Source organism: Bradyrhizobium sp. HKCCYLRH2060 (assembly GCF_051168135.1).
GTDB lineage: Bacteria > Pseudomonadota > Alphaproteobacteria > Rhizobiales > Xanthobacteraceae > Bradyrhizobium.
Genome location: NZ_JBNPUK010000003.1, coordinates 343,383 through 367,818, shown reverse-complemented (window position 1 = coordinate 367,818; position 24,436 = coordinate 343,383). Strand labels below are relative to the sequence as shown.

Sequence of the window (24,436 nt, the reverse complement as noted above, 5' to 3'; positions counted from 1 at the left end):
CGCCCGGAGATATTCATGGCCTATCGCGAGTTCGTCAGTCTCGTCCACAAATCGACCAAGCGCGACTATCTCGCGCGCGTCACCCAGCGCGACAAGGCCGATGTCGCGGAGATGGCGATCAAGTTCGACTACGACTACTGGGACGGCAGCCGCGAGACCGGCTATGGCGGCTACAAATATGACGGCCGCTGGCGCAAGGTCGCCGACGCCATGATCGAGACGTACGGCATCAAGCCGGGCATGCGCGTGCTCGACGTCGGCTCCGGCAAGGGTTTCATCCTGCACGATTTCCGCGAGGCCATTCCGGATCTCGAGGTCGCCGGCATCGACATCTCATCCTACGGCGTCGAGCACACGATGGAGAGCGTCAAGCAGTTCTGCCAGGTCGGCTCTGCCGCCAAGCTGCCCTACCCGGACAAGTATTTCGATCTCGTCATCTCGATCAACACGCTGCACAACCTCTACAACTACGATCTCGATGCGGCGCTCCGCGAGATGGAGCGCGTCAGCCGCGGCGCCAAATATCTCTGCGTCGAGGGCTACCGCAACGAGCGCGAGAAGGTGAACCTGATGTACTGGCAGCTCACCTGCCGCATCTTCCACACTCCTGAGGAATGGGCCTTCGAATTCAAGCGCTCCGGCTACACCGGCGACCACGAATTCATCTTCTTCGAATGAGTGTGAGCTGAGAGCGTCGACAGGCGCTCTCGCGACGCATCGGCGCCCGAGCTGTGATCTGATCGTCGCCCTTTCGACATGAGAGGGCGCGAGGAAGGCCGGGAGCCTGCCGCCCCCATGGCCCGCCTGCGAAAGAAAATGCAGGCGGCAGGTACCACAGGTTCGGCTGGGACATCCCGGCCTTCCCCGCGCGACTGGTTTTAACGGTGTCCTTCGTGCTCTCCCTGGGGATCGGCTTTCTTGCCCCCATTTGCGACAACGCGCCTTAAGGCACGTTGCGCAGACCTCAGCGTCGAGAGGCCAGGACCACACGACTTCGCCGTCCGCGCCGGCCAGCGCTCGTCTGGCGCAGCCCTCACGTCCATCGCAGCCCACCTCCACGTATCGTGACGACGCGTACGTCCCTCTGCATGAGGCGGGATGACAAGAGAGAACCACATTTTCCGATAAAACGAAAGAAGAATATTTTTCCTGGCGGGACTGGACAGGGGTGATGCACCTGAAGATGCGGGCCAATTCGTCGTGTACGCGCACGCAGGACCAGTTCGGCCACCAGCGCCGCCTCGCCGGCCGACACCCACGCAAAACGAGTGCAGAGCCCGCATGCCGCTTTTGCGATCTCTGCAAAATGTATCTATAAATTGGCGGCGAACATCGCGAGCGGCGGGGAACGGGGCTGTCATGACGAAATCATTGAAGGTGGCGATTGCCGAAGGCCTGCCCCCCCAGACGCTGTTCAAGCTGCGCTCGATCAAGCGCGCGCTGATGGGGCAGCCGCCCCCCGAACGGCCGCAGGCCGCTGCGGAGCCGCAGCCCGAACCGGCGCCTCAACCGGCCCCCGCGCCGGTCGTCGAAGCACCGTCGGAGCCGCGGACGCGGCAGACCGAAGCCCTGGAGCGGCTCGACGCCCACAAGATCAGCGCGCCGTATTTGTTCTTCGACGTCGACGACGTCCTGATCCTGCCCGCCAAGGAGATCGCGCGGACGCTGACCTTGAGCACGATGTACATCAACAGCGCCGACGTCAAAGGCGACATCGCCGAATTCGGCACCATGGGCGGCTTCACCGCGCGCACCCTGGCGAACGCGATGGTGTTCGACCCGCGCTATCAGCCGAACCAGCCGCTGCGCAAGCTGCGCCTGTTCGACAGCTTCGAGGGCCTGCCGGAAATCACCGCGCAGGTCGACCTCGAGTCGCAGCATGTGAAATCGGGCACCTGGTCGAAGGGCGGCTGCCGGATTCTCAGCGCCGCCGATCTGCGGACCATGGTCGAGGCGATCATTCCGCCGAGCCGGGTCGAGATCTATGAGGGCTGGTTCGCCGACACGGTGAAGCTGCTCCCGGACGATACGCGCTTTGCGCTGATCCATTTCGACGGCGACCTGTATTCGTCGACCATGGACGCGCTGGTGCCGTGCTTCGAACGCGGCTTGATCTCGAAGGGCGCCGTGCTCTGCTTCGACGACTGGAACTGCAACGAGGCCGACCCCGAGGCCGGCGAACGCAAGGCCTGGGCCGACCTCGTCAGCCGCTTCGACATCGTCGCCAGCCACTCAGGCGACTACTCCATTCAAGGCACGAAGTTCATCGTCCATTCCTATCGCGGCATGAAGCCGCGGGAGGCCTGAGCCGGCCTCCCCCGCCGTGCCTCAGGAATAGGGCTTGATCATCAGGCCCTGCCCGGTCGGGAGCGCCAGGATGGCGACACCGCGCTCCGCTGCAAACTTGTCGAACGCTTCCTTCTGGGCCTCGTAGCGCACGAACCCGTAGTCATCGAGCAGGATCGGCGCGCCGGGCAACAGCCTGTCCCAGAAGTAGGTCACGGCAGCGATCTCCGGGGCCGCATTGTTCATATCGATGGAGAGGTAGGCAACCCTGCCGATGTCGACGCTGGCCAGCGTCTCCGGAACGCTGCCGCGGACAATCACGACGTCCTTGAACTCCGAGAAATTCCTGACGACGTGGTCGTAGATGTCCTCACCGTAGCCAATGCGGAAATGCGGGATGTTGATCAGTTCTTCGTCCGCCAATTGCGTTTCGTCGACACCTCTGAACGTGTCGAACAGGAAGAACTTCTTGCCGACGCGATTCCAATCGTAATAGGACGCAATGGCGGTGCTCAGCAGCCCCTTCCAGACGCCGCATTCGACGAAGTCTCCCGGCAATCGCAGCGCCAGACCGGCACACCACAACGCCACGTGCACGCGCCAGTAATAGCGATGGTCGATGACAGTTGCCTGAACGGCCCGCTTGTAGGCGGCGACGAAGCGTGGATCCCGCATGAAGTCGTGGTTGTGGACGATATAGGGGTCGTTCCGCAGGCCGTCGAAATCGTAGATCGGCACGTAGATGCCGTCCCCTGCCGGCTCCGCCTGCGGCCCGGACGGCGTCGACGCATGCTGCGCGGCCGATCCGCCCGCCGTCAGCAATTCGACCGTGCGACGCAGGCGCACGAGTTCGTCGCCCTGGACCCGCAGCGCGGCCGATTCACGCTGCAGCGTCGTGAGATACGCCCGGCTGACCGTCTCGACCGGCTCACCATCGCGTGGCATCATGCGAAACGTGTGGGCTTCAACACTGCTCTGAAAAGCGGCCTCCGCCTGCTCGGCAACCGGGTCGGCATCGGCCGGCACCTCGGCGGCGATCGGCTCCGGTCCCCCGGAAGGAGGCGCTTCGGACGCGGTGGCGCGTTGAGCTGCCGCCAACCGGTCGATCGTCTCGGTTCGCACCAACTGCAAACCAACCGCTCGTAACATCTGGTTGGTGACGCCTTTCCCGGCCGTGATCAGTCCCACCTGCCATCCCCAACATCGACGCACAGAGCCTATGAGTTGTGGCAGGTCCCTGACGCGTTGTCCAACGCCCGGACCGTGTAGAAGTCGGTTGTGCTCACTGATAGATCGACGTCCAACGCTGTTCCCTTCGAGATGATGCGCTCGCGGGCACGGAACTGCTCGGCGTCGCCGGCCGACCTTTTCCTTGCACAGCCATCGCGGGAACGTTAAGCGGGATAGCCGGGCCGAAACGGTCTTGATGACCGCTTCTTTCGAGGTCGCATGGCGCCTGGGTGACACCGCGTCGGAGATATTTGAATGCTTACCCCGTTGAAGAATGGGCTCGCCAATGCGCTCTCGCCGGCGGCGCTTTACTGGCTGCGTTCGGTCAAGCGCGCAATCATGTCCGAGCCCCCATTGCCTTGGCCGTATGGCGCCCAACAGGAGCCTGGGACGAGCATGTCGTCCCCGCCTGCGATCGCTGCCCCGGCTCCACTTCCGAGCGAGGATGGCCGGCCGATACAGGACATCGCACTCGAGAGATACAAGCTTCGCCAGCTTCCTTCGCCGGACTCCTACTATACCTACGAAGACGTTCTCATCGTTGCGGCACAGGAAATCGCAAAGATGCTGACGCTCTGCGTGCAGTATGTCAACGGGTCACATGTCTATGGCGACGTCGCCGAGTTCGGCACCATGGGAGGCTTCACCGCGAAGACTCTTGCCACGTCGATGGTCTTCGACCTGCAGCGTCAGCCGCTGAGCAAGAGCGCATCCGGCGAGAATCCCTTTCGCGTTCTGAGATTGTTCGACAGCTTCGAGGGACTGCCGGAAATCACCTCCCCTGTGGACATGACATCTCCCCATGTGGTCTCCGGGGCGTGGGCGAAGGGCGGATGCAAAGTGCTGGCCGCACCGGAGCTGCGCGAGCGGATCGGCAGGATCATCCCACCCCATCGGTTCGAGATCTATGACGGCTGGTTTGCAGACACTGTCAAGACACTGCCGCCGGAGACGCGCTTTGCGCTGATCCATTTCGACGGCGATCTCTATCAATCGACGATGGACGCTCTGGCGCCGTTGTTCCAGCGCGGGATGGTCTCGACGGGCGCGGTGCTTCTGTTCGACGATTGGAATGCCAATCGCGCGCTTCCAAGCACGGGCGAACGCCGAGCCTGGCGTGAACTGGTCGCAGAGTTCGATATTGAAGCCAGTGACTGCGGCGACTACTCGGTCGCAGGAAAGCGCTTCATCATCCACTCCTATCGCGGCATCCCGGCCGATCCGGAATAGCCGGCTCAGCGAGACGGCTGCCGGGACAAATTGAGCAGGCGGTCGAGGGTGTGGCTCGCCAGGAAGATGGAGCCGGGCACCGTGAGATGCGCGGCATCGAAGGCCGTCAATTGAGACCCGCTGGGACCGATCCGGCTGAGGCAGCCCTCGTCGTTGCAGAAGATGTCGCGCACCGAGATGTAGTCCACCCCGAGTTCGCCGGCGAGCGCGCGAAGCAGCATTTCGCGGCCGCGCGTCCACTCGTCGCTGGAACGAAACCACGTTCGCTCCGGCAATATCTTCCCGGTCTGACGGTAGTAGTCCAGCACGTTGTGAGACAGGCCGATACCTTGCCAGCTTGGCGGGGGGCCCATCACCACGATCCGGCCAATGCCGGTCGCCCGGAGCTCCGCCACGGTGCGCGGCAAATCCTCGCGCAGCACGGCTTCTGCATGTCCCCAGGTGGCATCGAGGATGACCAGGTCCGGCCGGAGATGGCCGATCCGCTGCGCGACGTCATCGTTGATGCTCTTGCAGAATGGGCGCGCGGCGAGCGTGTAGCCGATCAGCGGCGGGCAGGCGGAGGCCGTGTACTGGGCGACGTCGTAGCCGCGCTCCGGCGAGAAGTGCAGCAGCCCCGGATACAGCGCGGCCCCGTAGGAGTCGCCCCAGATCAGCAACAGCGGCCGGCCTCCCTGCCCCGCGCAGTCGGCGCCGAACTCGGATGCGGGTTGCAGGATCAGCAGACAGCGGCCACGGCGCCAGTGCGACGTCGTCTCGCTGCCCGAGAGCATGAATCCCCTGATCTCCGGGGCGAACCGAACCGGCAATCCGCGCGTGGTGGTCGCAGTGATGCCGACCGCCCCCACCATGGTCATGGCGGCCAGCAACGGCCCGACCCGCCATGCGACCGGGGCCGCTCCGAACCTGAGCGGCCGCTCGATGGAACGCCACGTGACCCAGGCCAGCACGGCGCTGAGCCCAAGCACCGCGAACAGCGCCCATTCCGGGGCCGCGCCGGCGAAATGCAGCCTGGTGAAGACGAGGAGCGGATAGTGCCAGAGATACAGCGCGTAGCTGATGAGACCGACGAAGACCAGCGGAGCCCAGCGCAACATCCGGTGAAACAGCGTGTCGCCGGTTGCGATCAAGAGCATGGCGGACATCACGACAATGATGGTCCGGACGCCCGGCCAGGGCGAGGCACCGCTGAAACTGAAGAATGCCGCGAAGAGACCTGCCGCCGCGATCGCGGCGAGCAGGCTTCCGCTCACCGCCCTCGTTCGAAGGATGGAATGCTGCCGCAACCAGACCGCCAGGAGCGATCCCGCCAGCAGCTCCCAGCCTCGCGTGGTCGGCGCGTAGAAGGCCCAGGCCTCCTGCGCGGCAGGGGTCGCCAGGCAGACCACGAGCGAGCCGAGACCCAGCGCTGCGACGATCGCCACCTTGTGCGACGGCCAGCGGGCGATCAGCACGAAGGTGGCCGGCCATAGGATGTAGTATTGCTCCTCGATGCCGAGCGACCACAAATGGAGCAGCGGAAGACGCTCGGCGGCCGGATCGAAATATCCGACGATCTGCTCGTGCAGCATGAAATTCTCAATGAACGCTGCCGCGCCCGTGATGTCGGAGCCGAGTGCTTCCATCTGGGCCACCGGCAGCACGAACCACGCGATCAGGAACGTCGTCAGCACCACTACGATCAGGGCCGGGAATATCCGCAGGATGCGGCGGGCGTAGAACATCGTGAAGCTGAAGCTCTTGTCCGCGCACTGGCGGTCGATGATGCCCGTGATCAGATAGCCCGAGATCACGAAGAAGACGTCGACGCCCGCAAAGCCGCCGGGCAGCAGCTGCGGGAAGGCGTGATAGACGAGCACGGCGATCACCGCGATCGCACGCAGCCCGTCGATGTCTGGCCGGTACGTCAACGCGGGCGCCGTGCTCGACTGCGGCGACGAGACGCTGCCAGCGGTTCGGTGGTCAACGCTGCCGGCGATCGTCATTCTCGCGCATCCGTTGGAACGCGCTGGTCGTCTCCAGAGCGCTGACAAGGTCATTGGTGAAGTCGCCGGCGCCTTTGCGATCGAGATGGCCGCCGCCGTCCCAGCTCGAATAATCGGTCCGCGCCGGCATCGCCGTCTCGACGCCGATCGCGTCCGCTATTTCGCGCACCTGGGTCCGACAGCCGTGGAAATTCGGCACCAGAGTGAGCACGACGGGCGCTCCGAGCGACTGCACCAACTCGCGCGCATTGGTAATGACGTCCGGCGTGCTGTGGCAGTCCGGATCGCGTGTCATCTTCACGCCAGGGTTGCCCTCGGCGAGGAAGCGCGGAAACCCGCGCATATCGGCTGCGCCGGTCCGATCATCGCGCTCGAAAGCCGGTATGGCACCCACCCTCGGAGGAGCGAAGGACCGGCGCACATCGCGCGTCGCGTCCTCGAACCGCCAGCGCAGATTGCGCCGGATCACCTCGTAATAGGCACCGAAGCGGCTCAGCCTGACGCTCGGGATGGGACGGACGTCGGCGCCGAAGGAGCGGGTCAGGTTGCGGTGGAAGAAACTGCCGCCACCGCCACCGTCATCGGCATTCACGATCCAGAGGCGCGGATGAAGATGATGCTTGCGGGCGACCTGCCGCGCGAACTCGCCGCTCGCGACCCCGACGAACGCCATGTTGTAGAACTTCAGCCCATGGGTCTGTTCGAGGCGCTCGCGAACGACGCTCTGGTCGATTGCGAACGACACCAGCGAGGAGCCGAGGATGATGATGTCGGCCTGCCGCGCATGCTCGATCGAACGGCCGATGGCGTGAAAGAACAGATCCTGATCCTGGATCTCGGTGACGCCGTCGCCACCGAAGTCGCGGTACCACGCCGCGTCGCCGGGCCTGCTGATCGCGCTGAAATGGTCGCCGCCCCGCGCGGCCAGCACGAGGCAGAGGCCCCCCAGCATCAAGGCCGTCACACCGAGCAGGCAGCCCAGATAGCGGCGGCCGTCAGGGCAACCCTTCCCGACTTCCGCTCCGGCGAAACCGGCCTGCTCCGTCCGACGATCCATGGTGACCCCGAGGCTCGGACAGCGTGTCTATTTGTCGAAGCCAGGCACGGCGTCCAGTACCTGCTTGGCCACGAAGATGGAGCCGGGATAGGTCAGATGGCCGAGGTCATAGGCCGTCAGTTCCGATCCGTCGGGGCCGATGCGCGCGAGGCAACCGTCCTCGTTGCACATGATGCGCCGCGCCGAGATGTACTGAATCCCCACGCGCTGCGCCTGCGCCTCCAGGAATTCGTCCTGCACCCGCGTCCAATTCTCGTTCGACCGGAACTTGGTACGCGCCGGCAGCAGAGAATGGGTCTGGAAGTAGTAGTCCAGCAGGTTCGCCGGCAAGCTTTCCCCGAGCCAGCTCGCCGGCGGTCCCAGCAGGACGATTCTCGGGACCTTGAGCTCCCTCAATGCCGGGACGGTTCTGTCGAGCCCGCTGCGAATATCGTCCGGACCATAACTCCAGGTCGAATAGAGAAGGACCAGATCCGGCTTCAGCTCGGCGATCTTCTGAATGACGAAATCGTTCGCGCCCTTGCAGAACCGCCGCTCGGGATGGACGAAGCCGAGGAGCGGAGGACACGCCGAGGCGGTGAATTCAGCAACGTCAAATCCCCGCTCGGAAGCGAAATGAGCAAGGCCCGGATAGAGCGAGGCCGCATAGGAATCGCCCCAGGCGAGAACCAGCGGATGGCGACCGGTGCCGGCGCATTCTGCCGCAAAATCGGCGGCGCTCTGGTCCGGCTTCAGCAGGCACTTGTCCGCCCGCCAGAAGCGCGCCGTTTCGCTGCCGTCGAGCATGAAGCCGCGCAGGCTCTGCGGAATCCGGATTGGCAATCCGTTGGTCCGATCGGCGACCAGTCCCACGATCCCCAGTGCGGCCATGCTGCCCACCAGGGCACCGACCTTGAGAGGGACCCAGTTCCGCCCGAATCGGATCGGCCGCTCGATGAAGCGATAGGTCAACCAGGCCAGCACGACGCTGGCGATCACGATGCCCCACATCACCGAAGGTGCGACGCCGTCCACGAAATGGATCCGCGCATAGGCCATCAGCGGATAGTGCCAGAGATAGAGCGGATAGCTGATCAGGCCGACGAAGACGGCGGGGCGCGCGCCGAGCACATGACGATGGACCAGCGTGCCGCTCGTCCCGATCAGCGCCGCGGCTGCCAGCACCGGGACCAGCGTGAGGAAGCCCGGGTGCGGCAGCTTGCGATCGTAGAGCCAGAACGCCGCCACGATCGCCAGCAACGCAGCCACGGCGATGATCTCGCGACCGATGGACGCCGCCGGCCCTGGCTCATTGCCGATGGCCCGGCCACCGGCCCACAAGGCGAGCGCCGAACCGGCCATCAGCTCCCAGGCCCGGGTGACCGGAAGATAGAACGCATGATCCGGCGCCCGCGTTTGCACGACGATGCAGGCGATGAACGAGGCGGCGGCCAATGCCAAGGTGATCGCAAGGCTCTTGCGCCGCCACGCGCCGATCAGCATCAGAAGCAGCGGCCAGACCACGTAGTACTGCTCCTCGATCGCCAGCGACCAGAGATGCAGCAGCGGTTTCTTGTCAGCGGCGAGATCGAAATAGCCGACCTGGCCGAGCAGAATGAAGTTCTGGATGAAGATCGCGCCGCCGGCGATGTTGGTGCCGAGCGACTTCAGCTCCCGTGGCGGCAGCACGAACCACGCGATCAGGAAGGTGACGAGCACGACCGTGATCAGCGCGGGAAAGATGCGGCGGATGCGGCGTGCATAGAAGTCGGCGACGCTGAACCTGCCCGACAGCATCTGCTTGTGGATGATGCCGGTGATCAGGTAGCCGGAGATGACGAAGAAGATGTCGACGCCGTAGAAGCCGCCGGGAACGGCCTTCGGAAATGCATGATAGAGCAGAACGGGCAGCACGGCGACCGCGCGCAGGCCGTCGATATCCTTGCGATAACCGAGGGGCGTCGCGCGGGCCTCATCGAGGGCAAGGTTCGGCTGGACAAAGTTCATCGGCTCGGGGCGCTCCAGGACAGCTTCGGCAGAAAAGCTGAATCGGTCCAAAGGACGTAGCAACAAGGCCGCCGGCTGCCGACAAATTCGGAGATATTCACACGTTTTTCCCGGGACCTCCTCAACCGTCCCGATGTCATGCAGCGCGCTGGCGACAGGGCCGGTCTCTTGTTGGTCCACACGACCTCGACGGTCTTCAGGACACCCTCGCCATCCCCTCTGCGTACGATCCGCCTCGCATCGATGGCGGCGTCGCCTTTGCGAGATCCGCGATCTGCGAAACGCATCCGGATCGACGACCACTCACGAAAATGCCGGCAAAGGCTATCTGCCGGCCGGTCCATTGACAAGAGCGAGGACATCGAACGAACCGAGATCACCACCTCTGATCATTCGAGGCTGTTCTACATTCCGCCCGCCTCTCGCAACCGGCGCAGCGCCGCCGGCGACGGCTTGCGGCCGGCGGGATAGCGCTATATTCGAAGAGCAGTATGGTCATCAGCTGCGCAGCCGTCGCGGTCGGGCATGGGGCTCCAGAATGTCCTTCGAGTCCATCCATCCAGATCCGGCCGGCCAACCCGCGCCACGCCGGCAGGGCATGATCCGATCACTGAAATCGAGCCTGGCTGAGCGTGGCGTAAAGGCGATCAGCTGGTACCTCAACGTCGTCGGCGAGCGGGCCGAATCCCTCAAGGACCTGATCTTTGCGCTGTTGCCGTTCCAACAGGCATTCATGGTCGCACTCGTTTTTCACCGCTATGCACATCGAAATGAGTTCGACCGGCAGTTTCGCTATTTCTGCGGACCCGATCTGGACAAGGAAATGAGATGGGTGCTCGCCAGTCCCCGTTCGGATCAATACTGCAACGAGCTGATCCTCTTCCTTCTGATGTGCGAAAAGGACAAGCATGCTCTCCAGCTGTTTCCCAACATCGACTGGGGACGGGTCGACGATGAGTTCATGGAGGCAATTGGCAGGCTGACGAACAAGCTGACGTCCGGCTATTTCATGGAGTTGCTGGCGCAGGCCCACACGATCGATTGGATCGCCCTTCGCCCCCGGGACCTGCGTCGGTTTGCCGAACTGATCAACGTCATGCTGGAGCATCGGAACTTCCGTTATGAACAGAGGTCCTTCGAAGGACGACAATACGATGCGCGCAGAGACGGCGATCCCGTGCCGCTCGAAGCCCCTCTCGACCGCTACGTCCACGAATACTTCTGCGACAAGGAACTGATCGAGACCCTGGTCACTGAGCTGGACCTTGCCCGCTACGACGATATCCTCGCCACACGCGAGGACCGCGGCCAATATTGGGAACGGTTTCCCGCCGAACATCCGCAGCGCAAGGTGTTGTCCGAGATCAACCTGTTCTACGCCTATCGCAACCTTCTGCTGACGACATACCACAGCGGCGAGGGGTTCCACGTTCCCCAGGTCTACACCAAGCTGACGGAGACACAGAAGCGCCTGCGCCGCCACCTTCCCGCTCCCAGCCCTCAGCTCAAGGCCCTTCTCAAGAAGCTCGACACCGATCTGTCGGAAGTCAAGCTGCTCTCTCCGGACTGGAGCGCGCTGATCGGCCATAATGGCCACCTCAACGTTCATCTGATGATGCGCGAGATGGGGTGGTGGCAGGGCCAGCCGCTGCTGCTGGCCTACAAGGACCGGATCGCCAACAAGCCGTTCCTGTCGCTGTTCTCCGACATCTGTCCGACGCTCACTCTGGGCGAGAACGTCAGCACCGGCGTGTGGCACGAGCTCGCCAGCCTCACGCCCTTCATCGGCGATTCCCACCAGGCCTTCCGCTTCGAGGACGGGCGTGCGGTGTACTGGAACGATGCGGGGTCACTGGCGCTCAAGCGGTGGGAAAGCCGGCGGCGAACCTTTCCGCTGCGCGACATCTACGACCGCCGGCTGCTCGCCGACAACCGCATCGAGCTGACCTACCAGGACTACCGTCGCAGATGGGGCATGGCGGACAGCGACTGGTTCGTCTGCCTGCACGTGCGGGACGCCCAGACCCGCAATGATACCGACGGCGTCGGCGAATCCATCCGCAACGCGTCGCTGGCGAGCTATCTCGATGCGGTCCGTCACATCACCGGATGCGGCGGCTGGGTTATCCGGATGGGCGGTGGCAAGGTGCCCCCGTTCCCGCAAATGGAACGTGTGGTGGACTATGCCCGCAGCGACGATGCGTTTCCGGAGATGGACATTCATTTGATGCGTCGTGCGCGCATGTTCATCGGGACCACTTCCGGCTTTGCCTACGTGGCAAGCAGCTTCGGCATTCCGACCGCCATGGTGAATGCGTTGAGTTCGATCGGGCTGTTGTGGTCGAGGGACACCCGCTTTGCGCTGAAGCCCGTGCACAGGGCCGATGGCCGGATGCTGTCATTGAGCGAATGGACCTCGGAACGGTATCGTTGGGCTTATCCGACCCATGAATCCGTGGCGCGCGCCGAGCTCGTCGTGAGCGAAAGCAGTTCCGACGAAATTCTGGAAACCGTGCGCGAGGTGCTCGAAATCTCCGATCCCCTGCGGAAAGGACCCGCGCCTGGCGTGGACGGCAGCTGGGAACGTCACGTCCAGGTGCCGGGCTTCTTCGGCAGTTCGCGGCCAAGCCGGTATTTTCTGGAGAAGTACGCGAGCGACCTGCTGAGGGGCGAATGAGTTCGACGTGATCGACATCTCGTGACGGCCAGCACCTTTCCACGACAGGATTTGGCCTGAGAGCTCGACATCGACGTCTGTGTGAGAACGCGGCCTGGTTCCGCAAGGGATCGAAGATATCGATGCGAGAGCGCTCGCCGAAATCCGTCAGTTCGAGACCTTGTCCGGCGCCAGAAATTCATTCTCGTACTTGGCAAGGTAGTAGGCGCTGATGCTGCCCGCGCCATAATAGTGTGATGCCGAAAGCTGTCTCTTCCACCGCGCCAGGAGTTGTGGCTCGGCGCTCCTCGGGCATCGGGACGCAAGATCGAGCACTTCCTCTGCGACGGCCTGGATCTCGTCCGACGTGTTGTTCTCCGGCTGAGCTCCGCTGCGGCTCAGAACACCGGCATCGAACAGGCGCCAGCGCCACGGACTGGAGGTGAGCTGCGCCTGGGTCAGGATGGTTCCGTTGGCAAGGCGCACCGGCTTCAGTGCGAAGCGGACGTCACTGCTCCACAACTGCTGGTCCGTCGTGATGCAGTTCAGCAGCGCGGTTGGAATGCCCAGACTGATCGCGGCGTTCGTCAGCCCGGAGGTGGTGCCGATGAACATCCGGGCGTTCCGAATGAGACAAATGTCCATCAGTTCGGAGCGGAATGGGCTGAGCGGATAGTCGATCGCGCGCTCGAGGCATGGCAGCGCCGGCGAGTTCGGACCGCCGAGCCTGATGACCCAGCCGCCCCTGGACGTGATCGCGCGGATTGCGTCGAGATACGTTCCGATCGGCGAATTGCGATGGGTCTGGCCGGTGCCGTCCGTCTCCGAATAGTGGGAGGCATCACGCGTATGCAGGCAGACATACCAATCGTCCGGCTTCATCCCCCAGGCTTTGCGCATCCGCCAGAAATCGTGCTGCACCTGCAGCTTTGCCCCATAGATCCGATCATACTCGTCTCGCAACGGATGGCCCCGACCTTCCAGCTCCCACTGCGTGATTGCAAGCGCGCCGGCGTCCTGCCACGGCACCACCTCACCGTTCGGCAGCCGAAAGACGTTGAAGTTCATGCCGTACCAGCGCTGCAGGGACAGCAATTCTTCGCCCACGGCTTCGGAGACCGTCTCCCCGATAACGACGATATCGGCAAATCTCTCGAACAGCCGGATGAACGGCTTGTTGGCGACGAGGTTCAAACGCACGACCATCAGTGGCTTTCCCGACCACCACCCCAGCTCGCGCATTCGAAACAGGATGTCGAGCATTCCGAGATGACCGATCTGGGTCGACCACTCCTCGGGAAGGATCCGCAATTGGTCGAGGGGAATGTTCAGCCGGCCAAGCAGATGGCTGACCTCTGCCGAGACCGCCGGCGAACCTTGGCCGCGCAAATCTTCCTGCGCGGCCAGCGCGCGCGTGAACAATCCAATCCCGAGATCGCCCCGACCCACGTGAGTGACTCGCTGGCCGGCGAAATTGCAGAGATCATGGAGCCTGCCCGCCGCACCGCAGGCGAAGTCGAGCGGGTTGGGCTCATAACTCAGCGCCGGGCGCGAAGCCATGTTTTGATGCGGACGCAAGTAGCCGGGGAAGCCGCGGCATGCAATCGACATGCTTTCGATCGCGCCGGCCTCATCTCCCGCGATGATATCGAGCAGCCCCTTGAAGAAAGCGAGATGACACTCCGCTTCCGATCCCGCTCGCAGAGGCCGCTGCGATGCCAGCCAATGCGCCTTGTCGAACTCGCCGAGTTCGAACAGCGACCGGATCATCATGTTGGTCAGCGCGGGCGAATATTGAACGAGCCCATCCTGAACGATGAGATCATAGGCTTCGCGATCAGCACCGATCCGAAGCAGAAGTTCCGCGACCTCGATCGGAAAGTACCACCTGAGCTGTCCGGAGAATTGCTGGCCCGGATTCTTCGCCAGCAATGCAGCCGCATGGACCTGATAGGCCCTTTCGAGCAGACGCCGCCCGCGAAGTTGTCCAATCTCCGAAAACAGCAGGATCAGAAAGGCTAGGCGAGGCGGCAGCCAACCCAGAATCCGGCCTGCTGCTGCGATGAGGGCGCGCGCCGCACGCTGCGGCTGGAGCAAGGTCAATTCTCGAAGGCGTGCAATTCCGGCCAGCAGGTCGCGTTGCCTGGGCGGCGGCTGGAACATACCGGATCTGCGCATCGGACTCAGCACACCTAGTGACGCCTTGAAACGCTGCATCGGCCAACCGCCCTCCGCCCCCTTGAACCCCTCAAACCCGTTCGCGGTTCCGCGGATGCATGGGAACAATCAAGATCGAGGAAGGTCATCGCGTAGGACGTCCAAGACGACCGAATCATAGCTACACGCGTAGGCAACATCTCAGCCGGACCGTCAAGTCAACCCGCGACTGATGATCGCAATGACCCCATGCAGCCATTGGGTGATCGGCAACAACCCCGATTTGTCAACAACGAACAGAATCGTGGACCACAGCGCCAGCTGCTCGAGCACAACCCGTCCCAGTCCGACCGCGAGGAAAACGAAAGCCGTCAGCCCCGCCAGCAAGGAGTAGAGGAATCCGGCGCCGAGCGCGAGAAAAATACAGAAGTAGACCGTGCTCACACAGACGATCCGCAGGATCGTCCGGAGCGTCAGAAACATGTTTTTCACGCACGTGCCCCTTTTTCCAATCCCAAATCGTATGGCGGAAGAACAGCCGCCAAGAGCCCCTGAGCATCGGATGTAGCATCTCGCCGTGACGACCAGGCAAATTGATCAGGAAGGTTCGCAGCTTTCTGACCAGTTCGACGATGAGTACATCCGGGCGCGATTCCGAATCTGGTATCCAGAAAACGACCGCAATAGCAAGCTCCGGCATGGAGTTTGCCAATAGCTAAGCATCCGCGAGCCAGGCATCCGCGACCGTTGGCCCCTCGCGCATCTGTTGCAAGCTGAACATTTTACGTTGTATTGTTCGCAACTGCACTGCTATTGCGGCTCCTTCCGAATGGCAATATCCTTTCGCGGTCCAGCCGAACCAATGCCCACCAGATCCTCGTCCGGCTGCCGGTTATGCGGCCAGCCGATCACGACGCAGCCTCTCACGCTCGGCGTCCTCCCAGTCTGCAACCGCTTCACGCGTGACGGCCGCGTCGATCACTCATGGGCGCTCGACATCGTCGAATGCGAAGCTTGCCGACTTGTTCAGCTCCGTGAGGCTCCGCCTCCCGAGATCGTTGCTCCGGCCGTGCCGTGGATCAGGTACCGCGAACCGGAAGGTCACCTCGATGCGCTGGTCGAACGACTCGTCTCGTTCAGACCGCTTGCGGGGCGCGCGCTGGGCACAGGCCCCTTCGAGCAGCCGCTTCTCACCCGCCTGGCTGGGCGAGGTCTGCAGATCGAGTCGCTCGATCTGCAGGAGAAGGGTTGCGGGGGGCGCCATCCCTATCTTGAAACCTGGCAGGCCCGCCTCAACGCGGCGGATCTCGCGGCCCCTGCCGCCTCGCTCGGAACGTTCGACATCGTCTCCTGCCGCTATCTCATCGAGCACACGTCAGCACCTGTCGACGCCTTGCAAGCTCTCAAGACCCTGCTTTCGCCCCAAGGCCTTCTGCTGATCGAGGTCCCCGACAGCAGCAAATTCCTTGCGGCGCGCGACTACTGTTTCCTATGGGAAGAGCACAGCTGCTATTTCGTCGAGGAAACACTGCGTCGTCTGGCCGAGGAGAGCGGCTATCGCGTTCTGGCCCTGCTGCGCTATCCGGGGGCCCTGGAGGATGCGCTGGCGACCGTCCTGACGCCCGCGGACGGCTCTCCGGCAGCGGCCTCACCGCGGGGATCTTCCAGCCTGTTCCAAGCCTATCGTGACGATTTTGCTCCCACCCGGGCGCGGTTACGCGGGAAGCTGGCGACGCTCGCCGGGCCGGACGGGGATCGAATCGCTCTGTTCGGCATCGGACATCACGCCATCATGTTCGCCAACGCCTTCGGCGTGGCCGACATGTTCGCGCTTGCCGTCGATGACGACCGCGACAAAGCGGGCTTTTTTCCACCGGGTTTCGCCGTCCCCGTGGTAGGGTCGGATCGCCTGCTGGCTGGCGGGCAGATCACCACCTGCCTGTTTGCCGTGGCACCTCACATCGAAGGCAAGGTGCGCGAGAAGCTCGCGCCGCTCGCCGCCAGGGGCGTGGAATTCCGCTCGATCTACGCCGCGCTCGACAATTCGATCATGAGGGATCACGCATGACGCTCGTCCAGAAATCCCCCGAGGTCTTCCTGGCCGAGGGCCCCATTTCATCGGTGGGCGCTGCCGAGATCAACACCCTGAAAGCCGCGGTGAAGGCCAGCCCGAAGCGGCGGGCCCGCATCAACGCCCATCCGGACGGCGATGACAGCCTGCATGAAATGATCATCGCGATCGATTCCAGCTCCTACATCCGTCCGCACAAGCACCCGGGCAAGAGCGAGGCCTTCCACATCATCGAGGGCGAGGTCGATATCGTGGTGTTCGACGACGACGGCCAGATCGAGCGTGTCGTCGAATTGGGGCCGCCGGGCGGTGCGCGGCCGTTCTACTACCGGATGTCGAACGCGTTCTTCCACACCCTGATCATCCGCAGCGACCTCCTGATCGTGCACGAGATCACCAACGGCCCGTTCCGCCCCGGCGCCAGCGTGTTCGCCGACTTCGCGCCCGAGGACAGCGACACCGCCAAGGCCGCAGCCTACCAGGCTGATCTCGTCCGGCGTGTCGCCGCACGGCAGGGCGTCGCGGCATGACCGACCATGCCGTCGTGGTCGGCGGCAGCCGCGGCCTCGGCCGCGTGGTCGTCGAACGCTTCCTGGCGCGCGGCTGCGCCGTCAGCGTCGTGTCGCGGCAGCGCCCGGCCGATTTTCCCGATCAGCCCGGCCTGAAGCATTTTTCCGCCGATCTCGAGCGCAGCGAGAGCTTTGCCGGGCTCTGGCGAGAGATCGCCGAGGCCTCCGGCCCGGTCCGCTACCTCGTCCTGAGCCAGCGCTTTCGCGGCCAGGGCGATCCCTGGGCCGGCGAGATCCAGGTCGGCCTGACCGCCTCGCGCGACCTGATCGAGGGCTTTTCCGGCCATTTCGCTGGCGATGGCGACCGCGCCATCGGCGTGGTCAGCTCGGTCTACGCCGAATTCGTCGGCTCCTCGCAGCCGGTCGGCTACCATGCCGTGAAGGGCGGCCTCAATGCGATGGTCCGGCATTACGCCGCAACGCTCGGCCGGCGCGGCATCCGCGTGAACGCGATCATGCCGCTGACCTACCTGAAGCGCGAATCGCGCATCTTCTATGAACAGAACGAGAAGCTGATGGAGACCTACCGGAAGCTGGTCCCGCTGGGCCGGCTCGGGACGGCCGAGGAATGCGCCGACGCCCTCGACTTCCTCTGCAGCCCGCGCGCGTCGTTCATCAACGGGCAGAGCCTGTTCCTGGATGGCGGAGTGTCCACAGTCTGGCAAGAAGAGGTCGCCAAGAGCTTCGCCGGCCTGTAAAACCCGCCGCAAATTCCTCTTCGGCCGACCATCCCGCCTGCGGGATCGCCAACCCAGGATCGACACCTCATGCAGCACGTCAAGCACAAGACCGATTGCCGCCTGTGCGGCTCGACCTCGCTCGATCACGTGCTGCCGATCAGGCCTTCGGCGATCGGCGACGCATTCGTGACGGCCGACCGGCTGAGCGAGAAGCAGGATCTCTACCCGCTCGACTGCTATCTCTGCCTCGACTGCGGCCATCTGCAGAATCTCGACGTCGTCGATCCCGACATCCTGTTTCGCGACTACACCTATCGCACCTCGGTCTCGCTCGGCCTCGTCGAGCACTTCAAGCGCTATGCGCAATCGGTGGTGTCCTCGCTCGGCATCCCCAAGGGCAGTCTGGTCGCCGAGATGGGCAGCAACGACGGCTCGCTGCTCAAGGCATTCAAGAACGAGGGCATGCGCGTGCAGGGCATCGACCCAGCCCGCGACATCGCGGCGACCGCCACCAAGGAAGGCGTGCCGACGATCCCGGATTTCTTCACCAGCGCGCTGGCGGCCCGCATCAAGGCTGAACAGGGCGAGGCCAAGCTGTTCTGCGCCAACAACGTGTTCGCGCATATCGACAACATGTCCGACGTCGTGAAGGGCATCCGTCTGCTGCTCGCCGACGACGGCGCCTTTGTGTTCGAGGTCTCCTACATCGTCGACATGATCGACAACATGGTGTTCGACACGATCTACCATGAGCACGTCTCGCATCACGCGCTGATCCCGCTCGAGACCTTCCTGAACCGGCACGACATGACGCTGTTCCACGTCGAACGCACCGGCACCAAGGGCGGCTCGATCCGAGCTTTTGCGCAGCCGAAATCGACCGGCAAGCGGCCGCGCTCGGCGGAGCTGTCGAAACTGATCGCCGAGGAGGAGCGGCGCGGGGTGACCAAGCCGCAGATCTACCGCGACTGGTTCGTCGCCATCGAAAACTGCAAGCGCCGGGTGCTCGCCACGCTCGACCAGGCCATCGCCGCGGGCAAGCTGGTCGCGGCCTACGGCGCCTCGACCACCACCACCACCCTGCTCTACCATTTCGAGCTGGAGGGCCGGATCAAGTTCATCGTCGACGACAACCAGCTCAAGCACGGCCGCTTCAGCCCGGGCGCCCACATCCCTGTGCTGCCGTCCAGCGAGCTCGCGACGCGCAAGCCCGACATCGTCGTGATTCTCGCCTGGATCTATGCGGAGCCGATCCTGAAGCGCAACCAGGCTTACCTGGACGCCGGCGGCCGCTTCCTGGTGCCGCTGCCGGAGCCGCGGATCGTCGACGCCTCGGGCTCGGTCGCGATCTGAGCCCGCGGCGGCGGCCTCAAGCTGACCGGTTGACAGTGCCCGCGTAACATGGTCCAGCAAGCCCCGGCGATTGGCCCCCGGGCGTGACGGACGTCCAACCGCTTTCGGCTGGTAAGCCAAATACTTACGGCTCTCGCGAGGTAGAAGGATGACCACCCTGACCGATGGACAGGTCGAGCGGTTCGTGGTTGCGGATCGGCGCCGCATCTCCTGGGCGCGCTGCCGCGAGGACATCGCGCCGTTCATCACCCGTCACGTCACCTGGCGTGCGCTCGCGGCCGGTGACATCCGATCGAAATACCGCCGCACCATGCTGGGCCCGTGGTGGATCACGGCCACCAATGCGATCACCGCACTGATCATGGGCACGGTGGCCGGCCGCTTCCTCGGCGCCGACATGAAGACCTACCTGCCCCACTTCATGGTCAGCATGACCATCTGGAGCTTCATCTCGTCCTCGCTCAGCGAAGCCTGCTACACGATGATCAATGCAGGCGGCATGATCAAGGCCGTCGACATGCCGATCCTGATCCATGTCATGCGCATGGTTCAGCGCAACCTGATCATCTTCCTGCACAACATCGCGGTGATCCCGTTCATCTGGCTCGTCTATCCATGGTCGGTCGGATTCGGAATGGTGCTCGCCATCCTCGGCCTGATGATCGTCTACGTCTTCGTCGTCAGCGCCTCGGTGATCGTCTCGATGATCTGCGTGCGCTATCGCGACGTGCCGCCCGTCATGGCGGCCGTGCTGCAGCTCTTGTTCTTCATCTCTCCGATCATTTGGGAGCCGTCGAGCATTCGCGGCGGCGAGTTGATCGTCACGCTCAATCCGATCGCCTATCTGCTGGCGGTCACGCGTGGTCCGCTGATGGGCGACGTTCCCGGCCTTGCGACCTGGGCCGGTGCCATTGGATCGGTCGCGGTCCTGACCGCCGCCATGATCTATATCTACACGCGCTATCGGTCGCGCGTCGTGTATTGGGCCTGACATCATGGCCGGAGACCTCTGGATCCGCCTCGAATGACTCTCATTGAAGCCAAGCAAATCGGTATCGAATTTCCGGTCGCACCGCCGAACGCACGATCGTTCCGGCATCTGGCCATCAAGGCGGCCTCACGCGTCGGCGGCCGGGTCTCGAAGAGCGACGGCTCGTTCCAGTTCGTCCAGGCGCTCGATGACATCAGCTTCACCCTGAAGCAGGGCGACCGGCTCGGCCTGCTCGGCCACAACGGCGCCGGCAAGACCACGCTGATCCGCGTGCTCGCCGGCATCTACGAGCCGACGAGCGGATCGCTGCGGACCGTGGGGCGGAACGTTCCGATGTTCGACATCGGTCTCGGCATGGACGAAGAGGCTTCGGGCTACGAGAACATCCGCACCCGCGGCCTCATCCTCGGGCTCTCGCCCGAGGAGATCGAGCAGCGCGTGCCGGAGATCGCCGAATTCGCCGAGCTCGGCGACTATCTGGAGCTGCCGATCCGGACCTATTCCTCCGGCATGCTGCTGCGCCTGGTGTTCTCGATCGCCGCCTCGATTCACGGCGACATCATCCTGATGGACGAGTGGATCGCGGTCGGTGACGCGCAGTTCCGCAAGAAGACCCACGGCCGGCTGCAGGAGATCACGAACCGCTCGGGAATCGTCGTGCTCGCCTCGCATGATCACGGCCTGCTGCGCGACACCTGCAATCTCGGGCTCTATCTTGATGGCGGCCGCGTGCGGGCCTTCGGCGCCCTGGACGACGTTGTCAAGGAACTCCCGAAGCCGTGAGAGACAGGCATCGGGGATGATGTGCCATGACGTTCGCTGAGCCATGACTACGACGACCCGCCCAGTAACCTTGCCGACCGTCACGCTGGTCGTCCCGAACTTCAACCATGCCCGCTACCTGCCCGAGTCGCTCGGCAGCATCGCCAGCCAGACCCGCGCCCCAGACCGCGTCCTCATCATCGACGACTGCTCGACCGATGACAGCATCGCGGTCATTTCGCGCTTCGTGGCGGACCGGCCGAGCTGGCGGCTGATCCGCCACGAGACCAACCAGGGCGTCGTGCGCGGTCAGAACGAGGCGCTGGCGATCGCGGACACCGAATGGATCGGCTTTCTCGGGGCCGACGACGCGCTGCATCCGACCTATCTCGAAAAGGCGATGGCGCAGGCCGCCAACCATCCTGAAGCCGGCCTGGTCTTCGCCTGCTGCGAGATCATCGGCCCTCAGGGGCCGTCCGCAAGACGGATGCTGCGGCCGGCAATGCTGCCCGCGTCGACCTCGGCGATGCTGGCGCCGGCCGACCTTCGCGAGGCGCTGCGCTTTGGCGACAACTACTTTTCCGGCACCACCTCGCTCTATCGCCTGACCGCCTTGCAGGCGCTCGGCGGATTCGACGTCAAGCTCGGCTCGTTCTCCGATGCCTTTCTCGCCCGGCGGCTGGCCTTGACCTATGGCTGCTGCTTCATCGCCGAGGCGCTCGGCTACTGGCGCATCCACGGCCAGAACTATTCGACGGCGACGGCGACCGATCCGGCTTCGCTCAACGCCAAGCTCGCCGACATCGGCGCGCTGATTGCGCAGAGCAAGTTGTTCCCCGAAGGCTATGGCGATCTATTCGCCCGGCGCAATCGCTTCGGCGCGGCGCGGATGGTACTCGGCGGTGAAACGATGCCGTCGGCCAAGGCTGCGCGCGTATCCGCCTTGCTGGATGGCAACGCGCTCGACACGCACCTGCTTCGGGTGATGCTGAGCTTCGGGGCCGTCGGCCGCCTGGCCGCGCTGGCTTGGGTCACGCTCCGGACGCGGCCGATGTCGCTGACGCGCCTGCTTGCCCAGACCGCCGCCCGGCGCGCGATCTTGTCCGCCACCTCCGGCTATCGCGCGCCATGACGGCCCGCGCCCCCTTCGGCTCTCTCCGTCGCCGCCTCGGCGCCAAGGCTGTTCCTGCGCCGACTCGCGCCGTGCCGGCCGAGCAACCGTCGCCGCAGACGCCGCGAGGCCGCTGGTCGCCGCGGACGTGGCTGACGGCATCCGCGTTTCGCCTCTATGCGTTCCTGAGTGCGCGGCGCCGGCAATTGCTGCCGCTGACCACCCGCGCCGCGAACATCGTCGACAGCAGGCTGATCGTCGCGCCGGCCGGTGCGACGCTGCTCCGGCTGATGGACCGGCAATTGGCAAAGGGATCGCGCCTCGGCCGTTTGCTGGCGCTGACGGCCTCGACCACGCTGGCCGCGGCAGCGCAGATTCACCTCGCCGCCAGCCGCAAGCCGAGCGCGCTGCGTGCGGTGCGGATCTTGAACCTGATCTTCCGCAGCAATGTGCGCGCCAGAGCCGGTGTGGGCGCGCAGGCCTATTTCACGACGCTGGCACTGTGCAGCGCCTATGACCGCATCGTGCGCGAGGTGCCGCGGCCGGAGACAATCGACAGCTTCGCGATCAATTTCGCGGCCGGCGTCGCCCACATGTATCGCGGCAATCTTCCAGTCGCGGCGCATTTCCTGACGGCGGCCGCGGCCTCGGGCGACGGCAACGCGCTGCGCAAGCTCGGCGCCGTCCATGCCCTGGCCGGCGACCACGTTCAGGCCGCCGCGTGCTTCAAGGCGTCGGTCGCGCGCGATCCCCGCTCGGTGATGGCGCACCAGAACTATGCCGGCGGCTACGATCCATCGACCTATACGCCGAGCACCTGGGAGCTGGAGCATGCCGGCGAGCTCCTGATCTACGACAATTTGATCCAGCTCGGCGAGAACTTCTATCACCAGGGGCGCTACGAGGACACGTTCCGCAGCTATCAGGCCGCACTCGACCACCAGGATTCCTTGGCAGCCAAATGGTCGATTCCCGACGCGCTGATCGCGCGCATTGCCGGCGCCGGCAGCATCTTCGATCCCGCGCTCCCGGTCCGGCTGCTCGGCTACGAATGGGTGACGCTGATCGGCCACGTCGGCTTCATCGACTGCCATTTGCGCATGGCCGCGCTCGGCATGCTGCCGCGCGCCAACTACGTGCTGCTTGCCCCGGCAAGCAAGGTTGTCAACCAGCCATTCCTCAGGCTGTTCGATCAGCATGTCACGATCATCGAAGACCCCGCTCTCGTCGACGATCTGCTGCCCTATCAGCGGCTGGTCGGCGACCAGTTCATCGCCGTCCGGGGCAAGGACGGCATCGCCGAGCCGTGGGCTCACGCAGCGTCGCGCGCGCAGGTCGCCTGGGCCGAACAGCAGCGGCTGCCGATCGTGAAGGTCCCGTCGGAGCTGATGCAAACCGGAACGGCCAGGCTGCGTGCCGCCGGTGTCACCGCCGACTGGTTCGTCGCGATGCACATCCGCGAAGGCGGCTATCACGGCGACGGACCCGGCACCACGCGCCAGCATCGCTCCGCCAATGTCGGCGACTACCTCGACGCCATCGCCGCGATCACCGCACGCGGCGGCGCCGTGGTCAGGCTCGGCGATCGCAGCATGACGCCGCTGCGCGGCATGGCAGGCGTCTTCGACTACGCCCACAGCGACATCAAGTCGGCGGAGATGGACCTCTATCTTTGCGCCGCCGCTCGCCTGTTCGTCGGCACGACATCGGGCCTGACCACGGCCGTGCAGGCGCTGGGAACGCCGATGCTGCTCGTCAACTGCATCTCCAACGACTGCCAGTTCTGGCATGAGCGCACCGACTTCGCCGTGCGCCCGGTCTATGACCGGCGCGCGCGGCGCTACCTCTCGCTGCGCGAGACCTATCGCCAGCCGCTGCAGGCACTGCTGATCGACACCGCCGTGCTGGCGCGCCACGGGCTCGAAATTCACCCGAATACCGCGCAGGACATCACGGCAGCCGTCCGCTACAAGCTCGATTGCCTGGACGGGATCGGCCGGCCCCTGCGTGAGGGCGGGCCACAGCTCGATCGCTATCGCGCCGCGCTCAGCGGCAACCCCTATAATTTCGGTGCTGCACTACCGGTCCCTGCGTTCCTGGACCGCCTGCCCGAGCTGCTGGATTGAACGCGTAAGCGAACCTCGGTTCGATGAACGCCCGCGACAGCCATCGCCGGTCGTTTTCCGGGGCTTCGGAACGCCCATTAACCTCCGAGCAAGATCGTTGCCCTGTAACTTGGGACGGTCACGATTCGACTCGGCAGCGTGTCGATACGGTCGAGCCATGCGCCCTCACGCGATGAGCCGGAACTG

Annotated in this window: 18 protein-coding genes; 12 read left to right on the top strand and 6 right to left on the bottom strand. The window is 64.2% G+C overall.

Translation table 11 applies throughout. The features are described from left to right. Positions 1-15: 15 nt before the first annotated feature. The gene (locus tag ACQR10_RS09425) at positions 16-678 is read left to right on the top strand and encodes a class I SAM-dependent methyltransferase (protein WP_315805294.1); all 663 of its coding nucleotides are present in this window, start codon (positions 16-18) and stop codon (positions 676-678) included. A 681-nt stretch (positions 679-1,359) separates the two neighbouring features. Beyond that, positions 1,360-2,307, top strand: a complete 948-nt coding sequence (locus tag ACQR10_RS09420) for a TylF/MycF/NovP-related O-methyltransferase (RefSeq protein ID WP_316218692.1) — start codon at positions 1,360-1,362, stop codon at positions 2,305-2,307. A gap of 21 nt (positions 2,308-2,328) precedes the next feature. Here ACQR10_RS09420 and ACQR10_RS09415 read toward each other — a convergent pair whose 3' ends face one another. Beyond that, complete coding sequence (locus ACQR10_RS09415; protein WP_316218691.1) at positions 2,329-3,474, bottom strand: TylF/MycF/NovP-related O-methyltransferase; 1,146 nt, start codon at positions 3,472-3,474, stop codon at positions 2,329-2,331. Positions 3,475-3,771: 297 nt separating this feature from the next. Between ACQR10_RS09415 and ACQR10_RS09410 the strand changes: the two genes are divergently transcribed. Next, a complete protein-coding gene (locus ACQR10_RS09410) occupies positions 3,772-4,746 on the top strand; it encodes a TylF/MycF/NovP-related O-methyltransferase (RefSeq protein WP_316218690.1) in 975 nt (324 codons plus the stop codon). A 5-nt stretch (positions 4,747-4,751) separates the two neighbouring features. On the opposite strand, the gene ACQR10_RS09405 is transcribed toward ACQR10_RS09410, so the two are convergent. Genes ACQR10_RS09405 through ACQR10_RS09395 form a run of 3 tightly spaced genes read right to left on the bottom strand, consistent with a single transcriptional unit; the run spans position 4,752 to position 9,774 of the window. Further along, on the bottom strand, positions 4,752-6,731 hold the full coding sequence (locus ACQR10_RS09405) for an acyltransferase family protein (protein WP_316218689.1): 1,980 nt from the start codon (positions 6,729-6,731) through the stop codon (positions 4,752-4,754). Then, positions 6,709-7,788 carry a hypothetical protein gene (locus ACQR10_RS09400; RefSeq protein ID WP_316218688.1) on the bottom strand — a complete coding sequence of 360 codons (1,080 nt, stop codon included), beginning with the start codon at positions 7,786-7,788 and terminating at the stop codon, positions 6,709-6,711. Before ACQR10_RS09400 ends, ACQR10_RS09405 begins: the two co-directional genes overlap by 23 nt. Before the next feature lie 27 nt (positions 7,789-7,815). Continuing rightward, on the bottom strand, positions 7,816-9,774 hold the full coding sequence (locus tag ACQR10_RS09395) for an acyltransferase family protein (protein WP_316218687.1): 1,959 nt from the start codon (positions 9,772-9,774) through the stop codon (positions 7,816-7,818). A gap of 538 nt (positions 9,775-10,312) precedes the next feature. Between ACQR10_RS09395 and ACQR10_RS09390 the strand changes: the two genes are divergently transcribed. Beyond that, positions 10,313-12,451 carry a TIGR04372 family glycosyltransferase gene (locus tag ACQR10_RS09390; protein ID WP_316218686.1) on the top strand — a complete coding sequence of 713 codons (2,139 nt, stop codon included), beginning with the start codon at positions 10,313-10,315 and terminating at the stop codon, positions 12,449-12,451. A gap of 147 nt (positions 12,452-12,598) precedes the next feature. Here the strand turns inward: ACQR10_RS09390 and ACQR10_RS09385 are convergent, their stop codons facing one another. Further along, entirely contained in the window at positions 12,599-14,647 is a 2,049-nt protein-coding gene (locus tag ACQR10_RS09385; protein WP_316218685.1) for a TIGR04372 family glycosyltransferase, read from the bottom strand. A gap of 153 nt (positions 14,648-14,800) precedes the next feature. Continuing rightward, entirely contained in the window at positions 14,801-15,070 is a 270-nt protein-coding gene (locus ACQR10_RS09380; protein WP_244440752.1) for a hypothetical protein, read from the bottom strand. Between the two features lie 379 nt (positions 15,071-15,449). Here ACQR10_RS09380 and ACQR10_RS09375 point away from each other — a divergent pair, with 379 nt between their 5' ends. The 8 genes from ACQR10_RS09375 to ACQR10_RS09340 all read left to right on the top strand — a co-directional run bounded on the left by ACQR10_RS09375 (position 15,450) and on the right by ACQR10_RS09340 (position 24,250). Next, entirely contained in the window at positions 15,450-16,655 is a 1,206-nt protein-coding gene (locus ACQR10_RS09375; RefSeq protein WP_316218684.1) for a methyltransferase domain-containing protein, read from the top strand. Further along, on the top strand, positions 16,652-17,188 hold the full coding sequence (locus ACQR10_RS09370) for a WbuC family cupin fold metalloprotein (protein WP_315805281.1): 537 nt from the start codon (positions 16,652-16,654) through the stop codon (positions 17,186-17,188). Before ACQR10_RS09375 ends, ACQR10_RS09370 begins: the two co-directional genes overlap by 4 nt. Beyond that, the gene (locus tag ACQR10_RS09365) at positions 17,185-17,925 is read left to right on the top strand and encodes an SDR family NAD(P)-dependent oxidoreductase (RefSeq protein ID WP_316218683.1); all 741 of its coding nucleotides are present in this window, start codon (positions 17,185-17,187) and stop codon (positions 17,923-17,925) included. The genes ACQR10_RS09370 and ACQR10_RS09365 overlap by 4 nt, the downstream gene beginning before the upstream one ends. A 69-nt stretch (positions 17,926-17,994) precedes the next feature. Beyond that, positions 17,995-19,260, top strand: coding sequence for a class I SAM-dependent methyltransferase (locus ACQR10_RS09360; protein WP_316183372.1), 1,266 nt, complete (start codon positions 17,995-17,997; stop codon positions 19,258-19,260). Positions 19,261-19,408: 148 nt separating this feature from the next. Further along, on the top strand, positions 19,409-20,251 hold the full coding sequence (locus ACQR10_RS09355; RefSeq protein WP_315805278.1) for an ABC transporter permease: 843 nt from the start codon (positions 19,409-19,411) through the stop codon (positions 20,249-20,251). 33 nt (positions 20,252-20,284) lie between these two features. Next, positions 20,285-21,034 (top strand): ABC transporter ATP-binding protein, encoded by a 750-nt coding sequence (locus tag ACQR10_RS09350; protein WP_315805277.1) that lies wholly within the window; start codon positions 20,285-20,287, stop codon positions 21,032-21,034. A gap of 43 nt (positions 21,035-21,077) precedes the next feature. Beyond that, entirely contained in the window at positions 21,078-22,145 is a 1,068-nt protein-coding gene (locus ACQR10_RS09345; protein ID WP_316218682.1) for a glycosyltransferase family 2 protein, read from the top strand. After that, the gene (locus ACQR10_RS09340) at positions 22,142-24,250 is read left to right on the top strand and encodes a TIGR04372 family glycosyltransferase (RefSeq protein ID WP_316218681.1); all 2,109 of its coding nucleotides are present in this window, start codon (positions 22,142-22,144) and stop codon (positions 24,248-24,250) included. The genes ACQR10_RS09345 and ACQR10_RS09340 overlap by 4 nt, the downstream gene beginning before the upstream one ends. Positions 24,251-24,436 lie beyond the last annotated feature (186 nt).

Bases quoted from the DNA above. Each gene is read 5' to 3' on its own strand.
- ACQR10_RS09425 (WP_315805294.1), top strand. From the start codon at position 16: ATGGCCTATCGCGAGTTCGTCAGTCTCGTCCACAAATCGACCAAGCGC.
- ACQR10_RS09420 (WP_316218692.1), top strand. From the start codon at position 1,360: ATGACGAAATCATTGAAGGTGGCGATTGCCGAAGGCCTGCCCCCCCAG.
- ACQR10_RS09410 (WP_316218690.1), top strand. From the start codon at position 3,772: ATGCTTACCCCGTTGAAGAATGGGCTCGCCAATGCGCTCTCGCCGGCG.
- ACQR10_RS09405 (WP_316218689.1), bottom strand. From the start codon at position 6,731: ATGACGATCGCCGGCAGCGTTGACCACCGAACCGCTGGCAGCGTCTCG.
- ACQR10_RS09400 (WP_316218688.1), bottom strand. From the start codon at position 7,788: ATGGATCGTCGGACGGAGCAGGCCGGTTTCGCCGGAGCGGAAGTCGGG.
- ACQR10_RS09395 (WP_316218687.1), bottom strand. From the start codon at position 9,774: ATGAACTTTGTCCAGCCGAACCTTGCCCTCGATGAGGCCCGCGCGACG.
- ACQR10_RS09390 (WP_316218686.1), top strand. From the start codon at position 10,313: ATGTCCTTCGAGTCCATCCATCCAGATCCGGCCGGCCAACCCGCGCCA.
- ACQR10_RS09385 (WP_316218685.1), bottom strand. From the start codon at position 14,647: ATGCAGCGTTTCAAGGCGTCACTAGGTGTGCTGAGTCCGATGCGCAGA.
- ACQR10_RS09380 (WP_244440752.1), bottom strand. From the start codon at position 15,070: ATGTTTCTGACGCTCCGGACGATCCTGCGGATCGTCTGTGTGAGCACG.
- ACQR10_RS09375 (WP_316218684.1), top strand. From the start codon at position 15,450: ATGCCCACCAGATCCTCGTCCGGCTGCCGGTTATGCGGCCAGCCGATC.
- ACQR10_RS09370 (WP_315805281.1), top strand. From the start codon at position 16,652: ATGACGCTCGTCCAGAAATCCCCCGAGGTCTTCCTGGCCGAGGGCCCC.
- ACQR10_RS09365 (WP_316218683.1), top strand. From the start codon at position 17,185: ATGACCGACCATGCCGTCGTGGTCGGCGGCAGCCGCGGCCTCGGCCGC.
- ACQR10_RS09360 (WP_316183372.1), top strand. From the start codon at position 17,995: ATGCAGCACGTCAAGCACAAGACCGATTGCCGCCTGTGCGGCTCGACC.
- ACQR10_RS09355 (WP_315805278.1), top strand. From the start codon at position 19,409: ATGACCACCCTGACCGATGGACAGGTCGAGCGGTTCGTGGTTGCGGAT.
- ACQR10_RS09350 (WP_315805277.1), top strand. From the start codon at position 20,285: ATGACTCTCATTGAAGCCAAGCAAATCGGTATCGAATTTCCGGTCGCA.
- ACQR10_RS09345 (WP_316218682.1), top strand. From the start codon at position 21,078: ATGACTACGACGACCCGCCCAGTAACCTTGCCGACCGTCACGCTGGTC.
- ACQR10_RS09340 (WP_316218681.1), top strand. From the start codon at position 22,142: ATGACGGCCCGCGCCCCCTTCGGCTCTCTCCGTCGCCGCCTCGGCGCC.